Source organism: Halorubrum salsamenti, from assembly GCF_007671685.1.
In the GTDB taxonomy this organism is placed as follows: Archaea; Halobacteriota; Halobacteria; order Halobacteriales; family Haloferacaceae; genus Halorubrum; species Halorubrum salsamenti.
On record NZ_VCNL01000004.1, the window covers coordinates 109,157 to 125,066 of the forward strand.

The 15,910-nt window shown below is 65.8% G+C and carries 17 protein-coding genes, 1 tRNA gene and 1 pseudogene; 10 read left to right on the forward strand and 9 right to left on the reverse strand.

Going from position 1 to position 15,910, the window contains the following annotated elements:
• Positions 1 to 189: 189 nt before the first annotated feature.
• The 4 genes from FGL94_RS11860 (at position 190) to FGL94_RS11875 (ending at position 2,544) form a co-directional block, all read left to right on the forward strand.
• Positions 190 to 828 (forward strand): 50S ribosomal protein L1, encoded by a 639-nt coding sequence (locus FGL94_RS11860; RefSeq protein WP_144925340.1) that lies wholly within the window; start codon positions 190 to 192, stop codon positions 826 to 828.
• Entirely contained in the window at positions 825 to 1,862 is a 1,038-nt protein-coding gene (locus FGL94_RS11865) for a 50S ribosomal protein L10 (protein ID WP_144925343.1), read from the forward strand. The genes FGL94_RS11860 and FGL94_RS11865 overlap by 4 nt, the downstream gene beginning before the upstream one ends.
• An 18-nt stretch (positions 1,863 to 1,880) precedes the next feature.
• Positions 1,881 to 2,225: a 50S ribosomal protein P1 gene (rpl12p, locus tag FGL94_RS11870; RefSeq protein WP_144925347.1), complete on the forward strand. Its 345-nt coding sequence runs from the start codon at positions 1,881 to 1,883 to the stop codon at positions 2,223 to 2,225.
• A 127-nt stretch (positions 2,226 to 2,352) separates the two neighbouring features.
• Positions 2,353 to 2,544 carry a hypothetical protein gene (locus FGL94_RS11875; RefSeq protein ID WP_144925349.1) on the forward strand — a complete coding sequence of 64 codons (192 nt, stop codon included), beginning with the start codon at positions 2,353 to 2,355 and terminating at the stop codon, positions 2,542 to 2,544.
• On the opposite strand, the gene FGL94_RS11880 is transcribed toward FGL94_RS11875, so the two are convergent.
• Positions 2,525 to 3,223: an SWIM zinc finger family protein gene (locus tag FGL94_RS11880; RefSeq protein ID WP_241659171.1), complete on the reverse strand. Its 699-nt coding sequence runs from the start codon at positions 3,221 to 3,223 to the stop codon at positions 2,525 to 2,527. The two genes, FGL94_RS11875 and FGL94_RS11880, sit on opposite strands and share 20 nt — an antisense overlap.
• 181 nt (positions 3,224 to 3,404) lie before the next feature.
• Between FGL94_RS11880 and FGL94_RS11885 the strand changes: the two genes are divergently transcribed.
• Positions 3,405 to 3,623, forward strand: a complete 219-nt coding sequence (locus tag FGL94_RS11885; protein WP_144925352.1) for a DUF7472 family protein — start codon at positions 3,405 to 3,407, stop codon at positions 3,621 to 3,623.
• Positions 3,624 to 3,643: 20 nt separating this feature from the next.
• Here FGL94_RS11885 and FGL94_RS11890 read toward each other — a convergent pair whose 3' ends face one another.
• The 4 genes from FGL94_RS11890 to FGL94_RS11905 form a co-directional block, all read right to left on the reverse strand.
• Positions 3,644 to 4,813: a DNA primase gene (locus FGL94_RS11890; RefSeq protein ID WP_144925355.1), complete on the reverse strand. Its 1,170-nt coding sequence runs from the start codon at positions 4,811 to 4,813 to the stop codon at positions 3,644 to 3,646.
• A 100-nt stretch (positions 4,814 to 4,913) separates the two neighbouring features.
• Positions 4,914 to 5,369, reverse strand: a complete 456-nt coding sequence (locus FGL94_RS11895; RefSeq protein ID WP_144925358.1) for a DUF5518 domain-containing protein — start codon at positions 5,367 to 5,369, stop codon at positions 4,914 to 4,916.
• A 7-nt stretch (positions 5,370 to 5,376) separates the two neighbouring features.
• Positions 5,377 to 6,078 carry an HVO_2922 family protein gene (locus tag FGL94_RS11900; protein WP_144925361.1) on the reverse strand — a complete coding sequence of 234 codons (702 nt, stop codon included), beginning with the start codon at positions 6,076 to 6,078 and terminating at the stop codon, positions 5,377 to 5,379.
• 496 nt (positions 6,079 to 6,574) lie between these two features.
• Positions 6,575 to 6,648, reverse strand: a tRNA-Val gene (locus FGL94_RS11905).
• Positions 6,649 to 6,709: 61 nt separating this feature from the next.
• Between FGL94_RS11905 and FGL94_RS11910 the strand changes: the two genes are divergently transcribed.
• From FGL94_RS11910 to FGL94_RS19035, 3 genes and pseudogenes are all read left to right on the forward strand, one after another.
• Complete coding sequence (locus tag FGL94_RS11910; RefSeq protein ID WP_144925364.1) at positions 6,710 to 7,189, forward strand: DUF192 domain-containing protein; 480 nt, start codon at positions 6,710 to 6,712, stop codon at positions 7,187 to 7,189.
• A gap of 63 nt (positions 7,190 to 7,252) precedes the next feature.
• Positions 7,253 to 7,666 carry an SHOCT domain-containing protein gene (locus FGL94_RS11915; RefSeq protein ID WP_144925367.1) on the forward strand — a complete coding sequence of 138 codons (414 nt, stop codon included), beginning with the start codon at positions 7,253 to 7,255 and terminating at the stop codon, positions 7,664 to 7,666.
• A 108-nt stretch (positions 7,667 to 7,774) separates the two neighbouring features.
• Positions 7,775 to 7,923: pseudogene (locus FGL94_RS19035) on the forward strand (IS6 family transposase); the annotation flags it as partial.
• Positions 7,924 to 8,509: 586 nt separating this feature from the next.
• Here the strand turns inward: FGL94_RS19035 and FGL94_RS11920 are convergent.
• Entirely contained in the window at positions 8,510 to 9,439 is a 930-nt protein-coding gene (locus FGL94_RS11920; protein ID WP_144925370.1) for an NAD-dependent epimerase/dehydratase family protein, read from the reverse strand.
• 197 nt (positions 9,440 to 9,636) lie between these two features.
• Between FGL94_RS11920 and FGL94_RS11925 the strand changes: the two genes are divergently transcribed.
• Complete coding sequence (locus tag FGL94_RS11925) at positions 9,637 to 10,398, forward strand: SDR family oxidoreductase (protein ID WP_144925373.1); 762 nt, start codon at positions 9,637 to 9,639, stop codon at positions 10,396 to 10,398.
• A 37-nt stretch (positions 10,399 to 10,435) separates the two neighbouring features.
• Here the strand turns inward: FGL94_RS11925 and FGL94_RS11930 are convergent, their stop codons facing one another.
• From FGL94_RS11930 to FGL94_RS11945, 3 genes are all read right to left on the reverse strand, one after another.
• The gene (locus FGL94_RS11930) at positions 10,436 to 11,416 is read right to left on the reverse strand and encodes a Gfo/Idh/MocA family protein (protein WP_144925376.1); all 981 of its coding nucleotides are present in this window, start codon (positions 11,414 to 11,416) and stop codon (positions 10,436 to 10,438) included.
• 114 nt (positions 11,417 to 11,530) lie between these two features.
• A complete protein-coding gene (locus tag FGL94_RS11935; protein WP_144925379.1) occupies positions 11,531 to 12,340 on the reverse strand; it encodes an aldo/keto reductase in 810 nt (269 codons plus the stop codon).
• A gap of 1,012 nt (positions 12,341 to 13,352) precedes the next feature.
• On the reverse strand, positions 13,353 to 14,528 hold the full coding sequence (locus FGL94_RS11945) for a mandelate racemase/muconate lactonizing enzyme family protein (protein WP_144925382.1): 1,176 nt from the start codon (positions 14,526 to 14,528) through the stop codon (positions 13,353 to 13,355).
• Between the two features lie 115 nt (positions 14,529 to 14,643).
• Between FGL94_RS11945 and FGL94_RS11950 the strand changes: the two genes are divergently transcribed.
• Positions 14,644 to 15,792 (forward strand): ABC transporter ATP-binding protein, encoded by a 1,149-nt coding sequence (locus FGL94_RS11950; protein WP_144925386.1) that lies wholly within the window; start codon positions 14,644 to 14,646, stop codon positions 15,790 to 15,792.
• Positions 15,793 to 15,910: the final 118 nt, after the last annotated feature.

The following is a 15,910-nucleotide window of genomic DNA, read 5'->3' on the forward strand; positions in this document are numbered from 1 at the left end:
GGGCGTCGAAACGCCGCTCAGCGTCGAAAGAGCGTGACGTTGGGAACCGCCCGCACGGACCCTGTCTCGGGTTCTCACCCGGACAGGCGGTTCGACGCTTTTAAACCTCCGATGGACCACTCTCCGATGAGACAGGCTTCGCCTGTTTCACTGACCCGTAGGAGCGACCTGCGTACTACGGAGGTGAAAATGGCAGACACAATACAAGAGGCCGTAACCCTCGCACTCGACGATGCGCCCGAGCGGAACTTCCGCGAGACCGTGGACATCGCGATCAACCTGCGAGATCTCGACCTCAACGATCCGTCGAACCGAATCGACGAGTCCGTCGTGCTGCCGGCTGGAACGGGGCAGGAGACACAGATCGTCGTCTTCGCGGAGGGCGAAACCGCCGTCCGCGCAGAGGAAGTCGCTGATCAAGTGCTTGACAGCGACGACCTCGAAGACTTAGGAGACGACGACGACCGCGCAAAGGATCTGGCCGGCGAGACCGACTTCTTCGTCGCAGAGGCCAACCTGATGCAGGACATCGGTCGGTACCTCGGTACCGTCCTCGGTCCGCGCGGGAAGATGCCTACCCCACTGCAGCCGGACGACGACATCGTCGACACAGTCAACCGGATGAAAAACACCGTGCAGCTCCGGTCGCGTGACCGGCGCACGTTCCACACCCGCGTCGGTGCCGAGGACATGGGCCCCGACGCGATTTCGGACAACATCGACGTCATCATCCGGCGGCTCGAAGCGAGCCTCGAGAAGGGGCCGCTCAACATCGACGGGATCTACGTGAAGACCACGATGGGTCCCGCCAAGGAGGTGCCCGTATGAGCTCGGTCCGCAAGACCGAGACGATCCCGCAGTGGAAACAGGAGGAGGTCGACGAGCTCGTCGACTTCATCCGGTCGTTCAACTCCGTCGGGATCGTCGGCGTCGCCGGCATCCCGAGCCGCCAGCTCCAGGCCATGCGCCGCGAGCTGCACGGCTCCGCGGACGTTCGGATGAGCCGCAACACGCTCACCGTCCGCGCGCTCGAAGAGGTGAACGACGGCGTCGAAGAGCTGACCCAGTACGTCTCGGGTCAGGTCGCGCTCATCGGCACGAACGACAACCCGTTCGGCCTCTTCAAGCAGCTGGAAGCCTCGAAGACCCCCGCCCCGATCAACGCGGGCGAGGTCGCCCCTAACGACGTCGTCATCCCCGAGGGTGACACGGGCGTCGACCCGGGGCCGTTCGTCGGCGAGCTCCAGACGATCGGCGCAGCCGCGCGTATCCAGGACGGCTCGATCATGGTCACCGAGGACTCGAAGGTCCTCGACGAGGGCGAGGTCGTCGACGACGACCTCGCGAACGTCCTGACCGAGCTCGGCATCGAGCCGAAGGAAGTCGGGCTCGACCTCAAGGGCGTCTACTCCGACGGCGTCCTGTTCGAGCCGGACGAGCTCGAGATCGACGTCGACGAGTACGAGGCGGACATCCGCTCGGCGGCCGCCGCCGCGCGGAACCTCTCGGTCAACGCGGCGTACCCGACGGCCGCCACCGCCGGCACCCTTCTCGCGAAGGCGTCCGGCGAGGCGAAGTCCGTCGGGCTGTTCGCGGAGATCGAGAGCCCGGACGTCGTGCCCGACCTCATCGGGAAGGCCGACGCCCAGCTCCGCTCGCTCGCGGCCCAGATCGACGACGAGGAGGCGCTTCCCGAGGAGCTGCAGGGCGTCGAAGCCGCCCCGGCTCCCGAGACGGACGACGCCGACGAGGAGGAACAGGCGGAGGAAGAAGACGACACGGACGACGCTGAGGCGACCGACGACGACGCCGACGACGACGGCGACGACGGCGGCGAAGGTCTCGGCGAGATGTTCGGATAACACCACGAGGACACACCAATGGAATACGTTTACGCTGCGCTCATCCTGAACGAGACTGGCGAAGAGATCAACGAAGACAACGTCACCGGCGTGCTCGAAGCCGCCGGCGTCGACGTCGAGGAGTCCCGCGTCAAGGCGCTCGTCGCCGCGCTGGAGGACGTCGACATCGAGGACGCCATCGAGACGGCCGCCGCGGCCCCCGCCGCCGGCGCCGCTTCCGGTGGCTCCGCGGACGCCGCGGACGCCGACGAGGCCGACGAGGCCGACGACGAGGCCGACGAGGAGGAGGCCGCCGAGGAAGCGGCGGACGACGACGAGGAAGACGGCGACGGCGGCGAGGGCCTCGGCGAGCTCTTCGGCTAACGCCGGACGACCACCGAGACCCCGACCGCGTCGACCGGCTCTCGAATATCCGATTTTATCGAACCCGATATCCGGAGTGATAACGCCGTCCGCGAGTTTATATACCGATCTCGGAAACCGAGAGGTGATGAAGATCGTCGACGGCGACAAGGTCGAGTGCGATCGGTGCGAGTCGGTGCTTCCGATCGAGGACGTCTCGCTGCTCGAGAAGGAGACGAACCGCGACTACGAGCGGGCGCTGTGCGAGGAGTGTCTGGGCGTCGTCGGAGTGCCGAAGGGCTACACGCTCCGCCGCGACATCAGTCACCTCGCCGGCTGAGCCGCGAGGCGGGGAACCCGTACCGGGCGCAGTCCGCGACGCTCCGGCCGGGCCGGATCGACTCCGCGTAGACCGCTTCGACGACGGGCTCGTGGGCGCCGTAGTCGACGTTCGTGGGGTACTCTGCGACGACGCGCCCCTCGTCGGTCCGGTAGGCGTCGGCCCGCTCGGTCGTGACCGCGACGACGACGAGTCGCTTTCCCGTCTCGCGGTCGCGGACGACGGCGCCCGGCTCGAACGCGTGTCGGTCACAGAGATGCGGGCCGCCGGCGTCGAACGGGACGAACGTCTCCGCGCCGCAGACCGCGCAGGCGCCGACGCGCTCGTCGGGCGCGGGGACGGATCCCGCGGTCACTTCCATCGCGACGCGGCGGAGGTGCTTACAGCGCGAGCCGCGGATCGCGTGGTCGGGGCAGGTGCAGGTGCCGGCGTCGAGCGCGACCACGTAGGTGCCGCCGTCGGTCTCGACGACGTAGCGCCGGTCGCGGAGCGGGCGGACCGTCATCTCCTCGGCGGCGGCGCGGGCGGATCGGCCGTCACGCTCGTCGTCTTTGCCGGAGGAGACCATAGACGGTGGAGGCGACTCGCTCGACGGTGTCGGTTGGGGCGTCGAGGACGACCCTCGCGACGGAGTCGGATCGGGGGGTGCTGACGCGGGTGAGTTTCGGGTGTGCGTCATAAGTGACTGCGAGGGGGACCCTCGCTTCGCGTCGAGATAGGGGACGGAAACGGATAAATTCGCCGCCAAGGCGGGTCAAGGAGCCGATATTCTGTGATGAGGGCGTTCTCGATCGCCGAATCCGGCCGACCTCGACGCCCTCATCGAAGTCCTTTTTTAGCGGCGACGGAAACTCGCGGGCATGGAAATCGACGCGGAGCTCCGTCGGCAGATCGCGGTCTCGCTGGCGGCGGCCGCGGTCTTCGTCGCCGGACTGGTCGGAATCGGGGTCGCGTTCGGCGGTCCCGAGGGACTGCCGGAGACCGGTGCGATCGCCCTCGTCGCGCTGCTCGCCGCATTCGTACTGTTGATGGCGCTCGTCGGCGCGTACCTCATCCGCGCGAACGGCGACGACGCGTAGAACGGGTCCTCGTCGGACGGCTATTCGCTTTCGGCCTCTCCCGCGGCCGCGTTTTCCTCCCGCCAGTCGGTGACCTCGTCGGCCTCGGCCACGCGTTGCTCGTAGTACGCGAGCGGGTCGACGGCGACCTGCATGTGGTCCTCCTCGTTGTGACAGATCCCGTAGTTCGCCAGCGTCTCGCAGGTCGGCGGCGGGTACTGGCTCCCTCGGTCGTCGCTCAGGTACTCGGTCTGGTACCGGATCCCCTCGGCGTCGAGGCTCGTGTCGGCGCAGAACGCGACCACCTCGTCGGGGCTCATGCCGATTCCGACGAGGAACGCCATCAGCGCGAACGACTCCGGCGGGGAGAGGTCCGTGCCGCGCTCGGCCTTCTCGATCAGGTTCCGCATGCAGGGCGGGAACAGCTCGGGCGCGACCACGTCGACCGGGCCGGCGTAGGTGCGCTCGGAGAGCAGTCGCTTGAGGTCCGCGACGCCGGACTCGAGCTCCGCGGCGATCCCCTCGCCGGCGGCGAGCTCGAACGGGAGCCCCTCCCGGACCCGGTCCTCGACGGCGGCTTCGAGCGCGTCCAACAGCTCCTCGCGGGAGACGCGCACCTCGCCGTCGGCGAGCGCGCGGTTGACGAGCCGCCACGACTCGCCCCACGATGGCGACGTGAGCCGGAGGTACGGCCCCACGGCGATCCAGTAGTGCTCCGGATCGCGGCCGGGCCCGGAGCCGGTCCCCGTCGCGGTCGCGCCGCCGGTTCCCGGATTCGGTCGGGGGGACTCCGGCCGCACCGCGTCCGCGAGGTCGAACTCCGCGAGCACGTCGTCCAGCGTGACGGTCGGGGTCGACACCGACCGCAGCTCGTCGTCGGTCGCGAGGTCCTCGCGGATCCGGTCGATCGCGGTCGCGGCCTCGGCGGCGGCGTACTTCTCGATGGCGGGCTGGGAGTCCAAAAGCGAGACGAGGATCCGCGCGATCGGGTAGGAGAGCAGTTCGGCCTGCGCGTCGTACTCCGACTCGGCGGGGAAGGCGCCGCTCTCGGACGCGACGGTTCCGTCCATCAGGGCGCGTTCCACGCGCTCGCGGGCGCGCTCGACCGCCGGCGCGTCGGCCGCGACGAGCTCCGGAAGCGACACCGCGGCGTCGGCGACCGCCTCGCGGGCGGTCGCGAAGAACGGGTACTTGGCGTCGAGCGCGTCCATGTCCGGGCCGAGGTAGCCACGGGCGGCGAATAAGCGGTGCGGTCCGTGTCGAGGATGGGGACGACCCTCCCCGCGGCAGGCGAGCGTGCCGGAGCCGGGCTCAGAGCCGTCCCCGGAGATAGCGTCCGAGGTAGCCGCCGACGATCCCGGACCCGAGGGTGTAGGCGGCGGCGAGTCCGACCACGAAGAGCGCGATGACACCGAACTCCGCGGGCGCCCCGGCGAATCCGAGGAAGAACAGCAGGAAGACCACGACGGCCGCGAACGGCAGCGTCATCACGACGCCGGCGACCGTGCCCGTCTTGAGCGCGTCCGCCGGCCGACCGCCACAGAGGTAGCCGGCGACCGCGCCGCCGAGGACGGTAGCGAAGGGGACGAACGACAGCACCGATCCGGCGATCCCGCCGACGAGGCCGTATACGAGCACGTCGGCCAGATCTGCAGGCGCGTCGTCTCCGGGCGCGAGGAAGTCGTTCGAGTCGGTTCCGTCCGCGTCTGTGGGGGGTGTGTCAGTGGAACCGATGTCGTCAGTGAGGGACGTGTCGTCGGGGACCATCGTTCGATTACTCCTCCGCTTCCTCCGTCTCCTCCGCTCTTTCCTCGTCGACCGCCTCGTCGTCTCCCGGCTCCTCGACGGCGGCGCCGGGCGCGTTCGACTTCACGCTGTTGAGCCCCTGTTTCGCCTTCTGCTTGGAGGCGTACCCCTGACCGCCGTCGGCGATGACGTTGCCGTTGTCGTGGCGGAGCCGCCAGCGGTGTTCGTCCGCCTTGTCCCTGAATATCTCGAAGATCGCGTCGCTGCCACCTTCGTCGGGCGCCACCTCGTCGCGGGAGACGTCGATCACGTGGGCGCCGGGCGCGTTCCGCTGGACGCTCTCGATGCCGGACGCGGCGTCGCGCTTGTCCGAGTACCCCTCGCCGCCGTCGGCGATGATGTTCCCGTTGTCGTGGCGGAACCGCCAGCGCCACTCGTCGGCGCTGTCCGCGTACAGTTCGAAGGTCGCCTTGCTCGCGGCGGCCTCGTCGTCGATCTGCCCCTCCGCCTCCGGCCACTCCATCTCGACCTCGAAGTGAACCGTCCCGTCCTCGCGTTCGAGTTCGATCTCGACCTCCTGTTCCGCCGCCGGGTCGACCGTCACCGTGCCGGCGTCGTCGACGGGGACCGGCTCTCCGCGGCCGAGCGCCCGCGCGATGCGCCGGAAGTAGGTGGCAAGCGCCTGTCGGCTCCGCGACTGCCGCGACTCGTGAACGGTTTCTTCGGGCATACGGGGAATACGTCACAGCGAGCGCACAAAACGCTATGGCCGATCCCGGGCGACCACCGGTCATTTATAAGCAGATGTGGCGGTGGCGCGTGCCGCCAAGCGGCCGACAGGCCGTGAGGAGGGAGAGACCGAAGGTCTCTCTGAGAGCCGGCGGCTTCGCCGTCGGCGAGAGCACGCCCGAGGGAGTCGGCCGGCGCTTATAAGCGCCGGCCGACGAGGTTGGGGAGGCGTGAGGTGCTGTGCGATTGCGGACGGACGGGACTCGAAGGGGCAGTCCCGAGGACGGCGCAGACGTCGCGTTACCGATCACGTCGGTCCACGGCCGATCGACAGCGCGAGTCGCATCTGCGGCTCGCGGATTGCTCGCCGCAGGAAGTGGGCTCGGGCGGGTTCGAACCGAATAAAGACGGTCGTCTCGCTTCGCTCGACGCTGCGTCTTTCAGGGCTCAACCCGCCTCGCCTACATTTCTGTGACTCACTTCGTTCGTCCCAGAAATGGGCTCGGGCGGGTTCGAACCGCCGACCTCAGCCTTGTAAAGGCCGCGTCATGACCAGCTAGACCACGAGCCCGCAAGGGTTCAAACCCGCCGGGAGCGGAAAACGGTTTCTTTCTGCGGTGCGAGGATCGACCGTGAACCGCCGTCTCCTCGCGGTCGCCGGCGCCTCCGTCGCGCTCATCCTCCTGCTCGCCGCCGCGGTCGCGGCGAACCCGACCCTGCTGATCGCCGGCTACGACACCGCGACCGTCGAGGCGATCGACGGCGAGACCGGCGAGTCGCTCGCGACCGTCGAGGCGCGCGTCGCCGACGGCCTCGCGAAGCAGTACGTCGGTCTCTCCGAAACCGACGAACTCGCCGCCGACGAGGGAATGCTGTTCGTCCACGACGAGACGGGCGAACACGCCTACGTGATGCGAGACATGGCGTTCGGGCTCGACATCGTCTTCGTCGCGCCGAACGGCACTGTCACCGAGATCCGCGAGGCGGAACCCGACTCGCGCCCGTACACCCGATACCGCGGCACGGGGCGGTACGTCCTCGAAGTGCCGCGCGGGTGGAGCGAGCGCAACGGCGTCGAACCCGGCGACCGACTCGTCTTCGATCTGGACTGACCGCCGCCGAAACGCACCTCCCGCGACGAAACCGATTTGCCCCTCGCGGGCGTCGGTCAAGCTATGACCGATCTCCCCCGCCGGATCGCGTGGAACGTTCGCCACCGCTGGCGGCGGATGTTCGCGATCCTCGTCGTCGGCGTCGGCGTCGCCGCCCCCCTCGTCACCGGGCTCTGGTGGTCGCTCCCCCTCGTCTGGTTCTTCGGCCTGTTCGTCGCGTTACCCGTCCTCCACACGCTGACGAAGCCGGTGCCCGACGAGGACGGCGACGGCAACGACGCCCCGGACGACCCCGCGCTCCGCGCGCTCCGCGAGCGCTACGCCCGCGGCGAGATCGACGAGCGCGAGTTCGAGCGCAAGCTCGACCGACTGCTGGAGACCGAGGACGCGGAGACCGCCGACCGCGGCGACGCCGAGGACATCGCGGACCGCGTCCGCGACGGGCTCCGGCGCGAAGTCGAGCGCGTCCGCGAATAAGCCCACAGGTCGGACACCGCTTCGGCGTGTTCCGTGGATCTTGCGGGTCGCCACACCGCTACTCATACTTCCGTTACCGATGGGTGAACCCGGCTCCGATCGCCTAAACTATACTTTTCAAATACTGTTTCGTTTTTCGATATATTCGGTGCTGATCGGGTTCGATCGACGGTCCATAACTGGGTCTCAAGCGTGATCCACAGCCGAAAGTCGATCGGAAACGGAATCACGTTGCGGGTGACGAAACCGTTATTCAGCCTGTCGAAAAACGACACAGACAGTGCTCTACTGCCGATCTGCGTCAAACTATTTGCTGGACATACCGCTTGAAACGACAGGCTTCGCAATTCACCCGGATCGGCAAGAATAAACGTATATATGACTATATTATGTGAAAATCTACAAAAATACGGTACAAATGGTCGTGTGTCCATTAGTAGGGACAGATCACCACTTCGTCGATTCACTCACAAATGCGGCTTGGGTTTAGATATAAACGACACGGAGATCGAGACGTTGATAATCATATTCTATAATATATCTCTTAGAACCACTCAACTTTCAGACTACTTTTTAACACCGGCCAGAAACCGCTAGCGAGTGGCTCAGACCGTTCCGCTTTCGCCGGACTCGGCGTGGCTGAACACTATCGGCAACGCGACCCAGCGACAGAAACCGATGGCCACCGCGAAATCATCCGCGGGAAATCATCTCGGGCCGCGTCGGCGATACCTCGGCCTGTTCCCCTGCGTGGCCGCGGCAGTTCGACCCCACAGGTGGTCTTCGACCCGTTCGTAGCCGGCGCTCGTGTCGTCGTGAGGATCGGTACGGTGGGAGCCGATCTCAGACGAAGCTCGGGCCGTCGACCGACTCGCCTTCGGCCTCGCGCCAGGAGTGTTCGGGCTCCCAGTCGAGGACGTCGCGGGCGTTCTTATAATCGATCGCCGACTGATCGCCCTCCAAGTCGACCTCGGACGGGAGGTCGCCGTAAGTGGCTTCGACGGCGTCGGCGGTGTCCACGCCGAGCAGATTCTCCTTCGCGACGGCCATGAACGGCTCGTGTCCGTCGAAGTCGACCTCCATCGCGCGCTCGGTCAACGAGACCACGTCGCGAATGTCGACGTAAGAGAAGAAGTTGCCGGCCGCGTTGTGGAAGCTGACGCCGAAGTCGTCGTCGAGGCTCGCGGTCTCCATGTCGAAGTGCTCCCGGATCGTCGCCGCGTCGTAGTTTCCGGGGTAGTTGATCCACGACGGGCGGATCGAGGCGACAGACACGTCGTGACGCCGGGTCACCATCTTCGCGATCTCCTCGCCGGTGACCTTCGAGGTCCCGTACGGGTCCTCGGGTCGCGTCGGATGGTCAGTGTCGATCGGGAAGTAGTCCGGGAGGAAGGAGGGCTCCGCGAAGACGGTTCCGTACACCGTCTCGCTGGAGGCCCAGATCACGTCCGCACCGGCGCTGCCCGCGCCTGACAGGACGTTGTACGTGCTGATAGTGTTGTTCTCGTAGACGCGTGCGCCCCCGTGCCCCAGTGGGTTCGGATAGGCCGCGTAGTGGATGACGTAGTCGGGGTCGAACTCCGAGATCAGTTCCCAGGTCTGTCCCTGCTCCGTCAAGTCCGCCGCACGGAAGTCGACGTTCGCGGGCCCTGCGGCCGGGTCGCTCGGCCGTTGAAAGTCGATGCTCCGCACGTCCCAACCCTGCTCTGCGAGTGAGGAGACAATCCAACTCGCCGCACCGCCCAGGCCGCCAGTAACGACTGCTCGTGACATTCGGTCAGAAGGACGGAACCACCGAGTATATATGTTCTGTTGCTGAGCAGAGAACGGGACCCGCATCCCAGAGAAATGCTCCGATCCCGGCCGGTCGCCGCTCATCGTCGCCTGGGGTCACCGTGAGGAGCCGATACTCCTCCGGCTCTCTGGCAGCCAGGGGAAACACATACGGTTACACGGTCCACAGAACGGGTATGGCAGAACGACCGAGTCAGCGGACGGACCCACTTGACGGACAGGCGGCAGTCGTGACCGGTGCGAGTTCCGGGATCGGCGCTGAGATCGCGCGCGTCCTCGCCGAGGACGGCGCGAACGTGGCGATCGCGGCCCGACGCACGGAGAAACTGGAGTCGGTCGCCGAGACCATCAGATCGGAGACGGACGCCGCAGTCGAGGTCGTCACGACTGACGTGACCGACTCCGACGCCGTTGCGGCGCTCGTCGAGGCCACGGTCGAACGCTTCGGCCGACTCGATATCGCGGTGTGTAACGCCGGCCTCGCGGTCGACGAGCCGGTCGCCGAACTGACCGACGAGGAGTACGGTCTGATGCGCGGCGTCAACATCGACGGGATGTTCTACACCGCGCGCGAGGCGATCCCCCACCTGAAAGAGACGGCTGGACACCTCGTGTTTATGGGGAGCATGTCGGGGAACCATCCGCGGCCGGCCAACCCGGTCTACGCCGCGACGAAGTGGTGGACGCGCGGCTTCGCGATCAGTCTCCAGGCCAGCCTCGGCGAGGACGACGTCGCGGTCTCCTCGATCAACCCGACCGAGGTCCGCACGGAGTTCGGCTCCGAAAGCGGGACACCCTCGAAGGAGGCGTTCGAGCCCGGCGAAGTCACCGAACCCATCGAGGTGGCTGACGCCGTGGCCTACGCCGTCCGTCAGGAGTCGCCAAACTCGATCACGTCGCTGGACCTCTACCGGCGCGACAAGATATCGCACTTCTGAGCCGGCAGCGAAAATCCGATTCGACGCGTCTTGGGCCTCAGTCGTCGAGCGAGACGGGGTTGCTGTCCGCGGCGCTCTGGAAGACGGCGTCAAGGACCCGAGCGTGGTTCACGCTCTCCTCCCGGTCGATACGCGGCGTCTCGCCGCGTTCGACGCGGTCCGCGAAGTGCTCAACCTCCAGCCGGTAGTGGTCGGCGGGCCCGAACGTCTCCGTGACCTCCCGGCCGTCGACGCCGTAGGTCAGGGAGGTCTCCCCCTCGACATCGACGTCGAAGGTCGGCTCGGCCTTCAGCCAGCCGTCGGTCGTCTCGACCCGGTAGTACTGGGTGAGCGGCGTCTCGAAGCCCGATTGGACGCGAGCGCTGGCACCGGAGTCGTACTCGAGAACACCGGCCATCTCGGTGTCGACGCCGCAGTCGCGGCCGTCGTGGGTGCGGGCGTAGACGCGGTCGGGTTCGCCGAGGAACATGCGCGCGGCACCGATAGCGTAGGTTCCCACGTCGTACACCGACCCGCCATCGAGGTCGGGATCGAGGCGGATGTCCTCGGCACCGTCGGGCATGCGGAAGGTGAACGCCGACGTGACCGCACGGATGTCGCCCAGTTCCTCCTCGACAACTTCGACCGCACGCTCCGTGAGCGGGTGGAAGCGGTACATGAACGCTTCCATGAGCGTAACGCCGCGCTCCTCGCAGTAGTCGAAGACCGCCTCGGTCTCTTCGGCGCTCCCCGTCAGAGGCTTCTCACAGAGAACGTGGAGGCCCGCGTCGGCGGCGGCGCGGATCCACTCCGCGTGGAGGCCGTTCGGGAGCGGAATGTACACGGCGTCGAGCCCGGCGTCATCGAGCATCGAGTCGTACCCTTCGTAGGCGGCGTCGACGCCGAACCGGTCGGCCAGCGCGGCCGCAGACCCTCCGTCGCGTGACGCGACGGCCGCCACCTCGTGGTCGCTCGCGGCGATAGCCGGGATGACCGATTCAACGCCGATGTTCGCAGTGCTAATAATCCCAAATCGCATACTCGGGTAGATACCCGGGAACAGTATAAAGACCGTGGTCAGCCCGGAGGAATTCAGAAAGGGATCGACCGAATCGCAGACTGGCGCGCGAGCCGACGGGCGCCGTCCGCTCCCCTACCGCCAGGGCGCGCCCTCGCGGTCGACGAACCGTTTTCGCGCTTCGACGGCGTCGATGCGTTCGACGTCCTCCGGATCGAGTTCCAGATCGACGGAGCCGAGATTGTCCGCTAAGTGGTCCCTCCCGGTCGCCTTCGGCACGGCGACCACGTTGTCGGGGTGAGTGACCCACGCGAGACAGGCCTGCGCCGGCGAGACACCGTGTTTCTCTGCCACGGCCGTGACCGCGGGCAGATCGAGCGCCTCGCCGCGACCGAGCGGTGAGTAAGCGACGAGATAGTAGTCGTGTTCCTGCGCGTGGGCGACGAGGTCGCCGCGCGGCAACATCGGATGGCGTTCGACCTGGTTCGCGAACAGCGGCACGTCGAGCGCGTCACGGGCCTCGGCGAGCAGCTCGACGTCGAAGTTCGAGACGCCGACGTGGCGGGCGAGTCCGTCGTCGACGAGGTCATCGAACGCCGACAGCGTCTCCGCGGCGTCGTAGTTGCCGACCGGCCAGTGGACGTAGACGAGGTCGAGCGCGTCTACGCCGAGGAGCGAGAGGCTCTCCTCGATGCCGTCGTACACTTCGTCGTAGGCGAGTCCCTCGGCCATCGGGTGGAGTTTCGACGCGAGGAAGACCGCTTCGCGAGGCACGTCGGCGGCGTCGATCCCCTCACCGACGGCCGCTTCGTTCTCGTAGAAACGCGCCGTGTCGACGTGTCGATACCCCATTTCAAGGGCCGCAGCGACGGTTTCGGCGCACTGTTCGGGGTCGTCGTTCTGCCAGGTGCCGAGTCCGACTGACGGGAGCGGTTCGAGCGTCATGGCTCTATACAGTCGCTGTCCCGTGGTAGTTCATTCGGTTCCTGATGTCAACGGTACGTGCTGACTCTGGACCCGGTCGAACGTCCGACTCTGGACCCGGTCGAACGTCCCTCTCGTGAGGGAACCACTCGGGACCGTTCAACAACGCCGAAGCAGGAACTGCAAACGAGTGGCTCGGATCGTTCGCTTTCACGCGGACTCAGCGTATCTGAACGCGGTCGTTCCGATACCCAGAACACACGTGGACCCGACAGACGAAGCACGGTCGTATAGACGCCATATCTCAGGCCCGAACGGCCGTGAAACCGCTCACGTCGGTCGAGGGGGTGATGCGGCGGAGCGGCTCCGGCGTCACGGCGAGTCCTGAAGACCGGCACCGGAATCAGCTCGGATCGAAATTCCATGGATCCGCGGGTCGATACGCAAGTCGATGCCGCTTCGGGCGCGGTACTCGGCGCAGAGAGCGTATCCTCCCTCGCGAGCCGCGTCAGCAACGGGGCCCTTCACGGAGAGCCCTCCGAACGGGTTCTCGGCGCGGCCAACGCCGTTGGATTCAACGCCAACGTAGCACAGTGTTCTGTCCTCCAGAATGGTCGTTTGCGATCGCGGATACGCTCGTCTCGACTCGACCGGTCCGCTCGGGGTATCGTCCTCGTGGCTCGTCTAGCCCTCGATAAACGATCATTACATAGTACGCTGACAAACTATTTACCGTGAATATCTCTTTATTTTCCATTTTGAATTACGTTGCTACTATTGTAATTTCTACAGACAACGTGTCGGATCGTGTTCTCTAACTCAGAATCTGGCGTGATAGAGGAAGACAACCGTATCGGTCAGCAGAGCCGAGCGGATGACCGCGGGTCACGGGTGTCGCGGGGTGGACGGACACCGAGGACGCTTTCGGCGGGGCGTCGTGGATAGCCGGCGATTGGACCGACCGAGAACGGGTGGACAGCCGAAAGCGAAACGCAACGCGGAGACACCGGGGTGAGAGGCGGACGGCCGTGTGTTACCGGCGCTGGACCTCGCGTTTCTCCCAGTCTTTCTCGAAGAGGTTGATCGTGTGGACGCTGTCTTCGGTGTAGGCGTGCTCTTCGACCACGTCGTGGTCGAGTTCGATCCCGTAGCCGGGGCCCTCTGGGATCTGGACGTAGCCGTCCTCGACCTCGAGCGGGTCCACCAGCAGGTTGTCGACCCAGTCGACGTCGTACGTTTGGAACATCTCTTGGATCCGGAAGTTCGGGATGGACGTACAGAAGTGGGAGTAGATCGCGCCTGCAACGGGACCTTGCGGGTTGTGCGGGGCGATGTCGACGTGGTCGGCCTCCGCGAGGCCGGCGATCTTTTTGCCTTCGGTGATTCCGCCCGTGTTCATGAGGTCGGGCTGGAACACGTCGATGTCCGTCCGGGTGACCAGCTCGAAGAAGTCGTGTTTGGTCATGTGGCGTTCGCCGGTCGCCACCGGGATCGGGGACTTGCGAGCGACCTCCGCGAGGCTGTTGATCGAGTCGGGCGGGCACGGCTCCTCGAACCACGTCGGGTCGAACTCGTCCAGCTCGCGCGCGATCTCGACGGCCTGTCCGGCGGAGAAGCGGCCGTGACATTCGATAAGCAGATCGACGTCAGGGCCGACGGCCTCGCGAACCGCTCCAACGATGTCGACGGCATGGTTCTGCTCTTTGCGGGTCATGGACTGCCAGGCGGTGCCGAACGGGTCGAACTTCATGGCGTCGTAGCCGTCGTCGACGACGCGTTCAGCGGCGCGGGCGAAGCCTTCGGGCTCACCTTGGGTGTCGGTGTACCACCCGTTGGCGTACGCTCGGAGTTCGTCGCCGTGGACCCGTCCGCCGAGAAGGTCGTAGACGGGCTTCTCGAGGAGTTTGCCTTTGATGTCCCAACAGGCCATGTCGACGGCCGAGCAGACGGTGGTGTTAATGATATTTTTCGAGAACCACTCGTCGCGGTACATTTCGAGCCAGAGTTTCTCGGTGTCGAAGGGGTCCTTGCCGATGAAGAAGTCGGACATCTCTTCGATGGCGGCCGCGACGGTCCGCGGCTTGTCGTGTGTGGTGGCCTCGGCGAGCCCGGTGACACCGGCGTCCGTCTCCAGTTCGACGAACACCCAGGGTTTCCACGGGTTCGCGACGAGGTATGTCTCTACACCGGTGATTTGCACGTCCGTCATACAGGCTACATCCCCGATACTACGATATTAAACCTATCGGACCCTGCCGTCTCGTCGTCCCGGCTGCCCGAACCAAATCAAATAAATATATGAGGGGAGAGGATCATGAAATACCATGGCAAACCTCTCGTTACGAGACGCGACGAAGACATTCAACGACGACGGCGACCAGATCGTCGCGGTGGACAATCTGAACTTGGAGATCAAAGACGGTGAGTTCTTGGTCCTCGTCGGCCCGTCGGGCTGCGGGAAGTCGACGACGCTCCGGATGGTCGCCGGATTGGAGACGCCGACCAGCGGGGAGATCGCCCTCGGCGACGAACCGATCCATTGGCAGACGCCGCAGGAACGCGACATCGCGATGGTGTTCCAGTCGTACGCACTGTACCCGCATATGACCGTGTACGAGAACATGGCGTTCGGACTGGAGGAATCGAGCGATCTCCCGGACGACGAGATCGACGATCGGGTCCACACGGCCGCGGAGACGCTCGGGATCACCGATCTCTTGAACCGCAAACCCGGCGAACTCTCGGGCGGGCAACAACAACGCGTCGCGCTGGGCCGCGCTATCGTCCGCGATCCGAAGGTGTTCCTGCTCGACGAGCCGCTCGCGAACCTCGACGCGAAGCTGCGTGCGGAGATGCGGACGGAGCTCCAACAGCTCCAAGAGGAGTTGGGGACCACAACCATCTACGTGACTCACGACCAGACCGAAGCGATGACGATGTCCGATCGGATCGCGATCCTGGACGGCGGAACGCTCCAGCAGGTCGGGACGCCGATGCAATGTTACCACGAACCCGCGAACCTGTTCGTCGCCGGGTTCATTGGGGAACCGTCGATGAACTTCTTCGACGTGACGTTGGAGGACGGCGTCCTCGTCGGTGACGGGTTCGAATATCCGCTTTCCGAGGAGGCGCTCGCGAGCGTCGAGGGAACGACCGAGTTGGTGTTGGGCATTCGGCCGGAGAACATCGAGATCGGCGATGACGCCTCCGATCTGAACGATTTTCCGGGAGTTATCGACGTGATCGAACCGCACGGCAACGAGAACGCCGTCCACCTCCGCTTCGCCGAGGCCGCCACGGAGGAGACCTTCACGTCGACCATCGACGGGATGCGACACTTCACCGGTGGACAGAACGTCAGCGTGTCGTTCCCCGAGGACGCGATCCACCTGTTCGACGCGAGGACCGGCGAGGCGGTTCGGAACCGTATCGTCGAGGAGGTCGAGCAGGTCCAAGAGATCGGGACAAGGTAGAGACGACCGATCGCTCGGACGGCGGCTGGGGACGGAGGGGAGTACAGGGCGAGAGGGAGTACAGGGCGAGAGGGAGTACAGAGGGGCGGATCGATCGTTTCTCACACGATCGATCGGT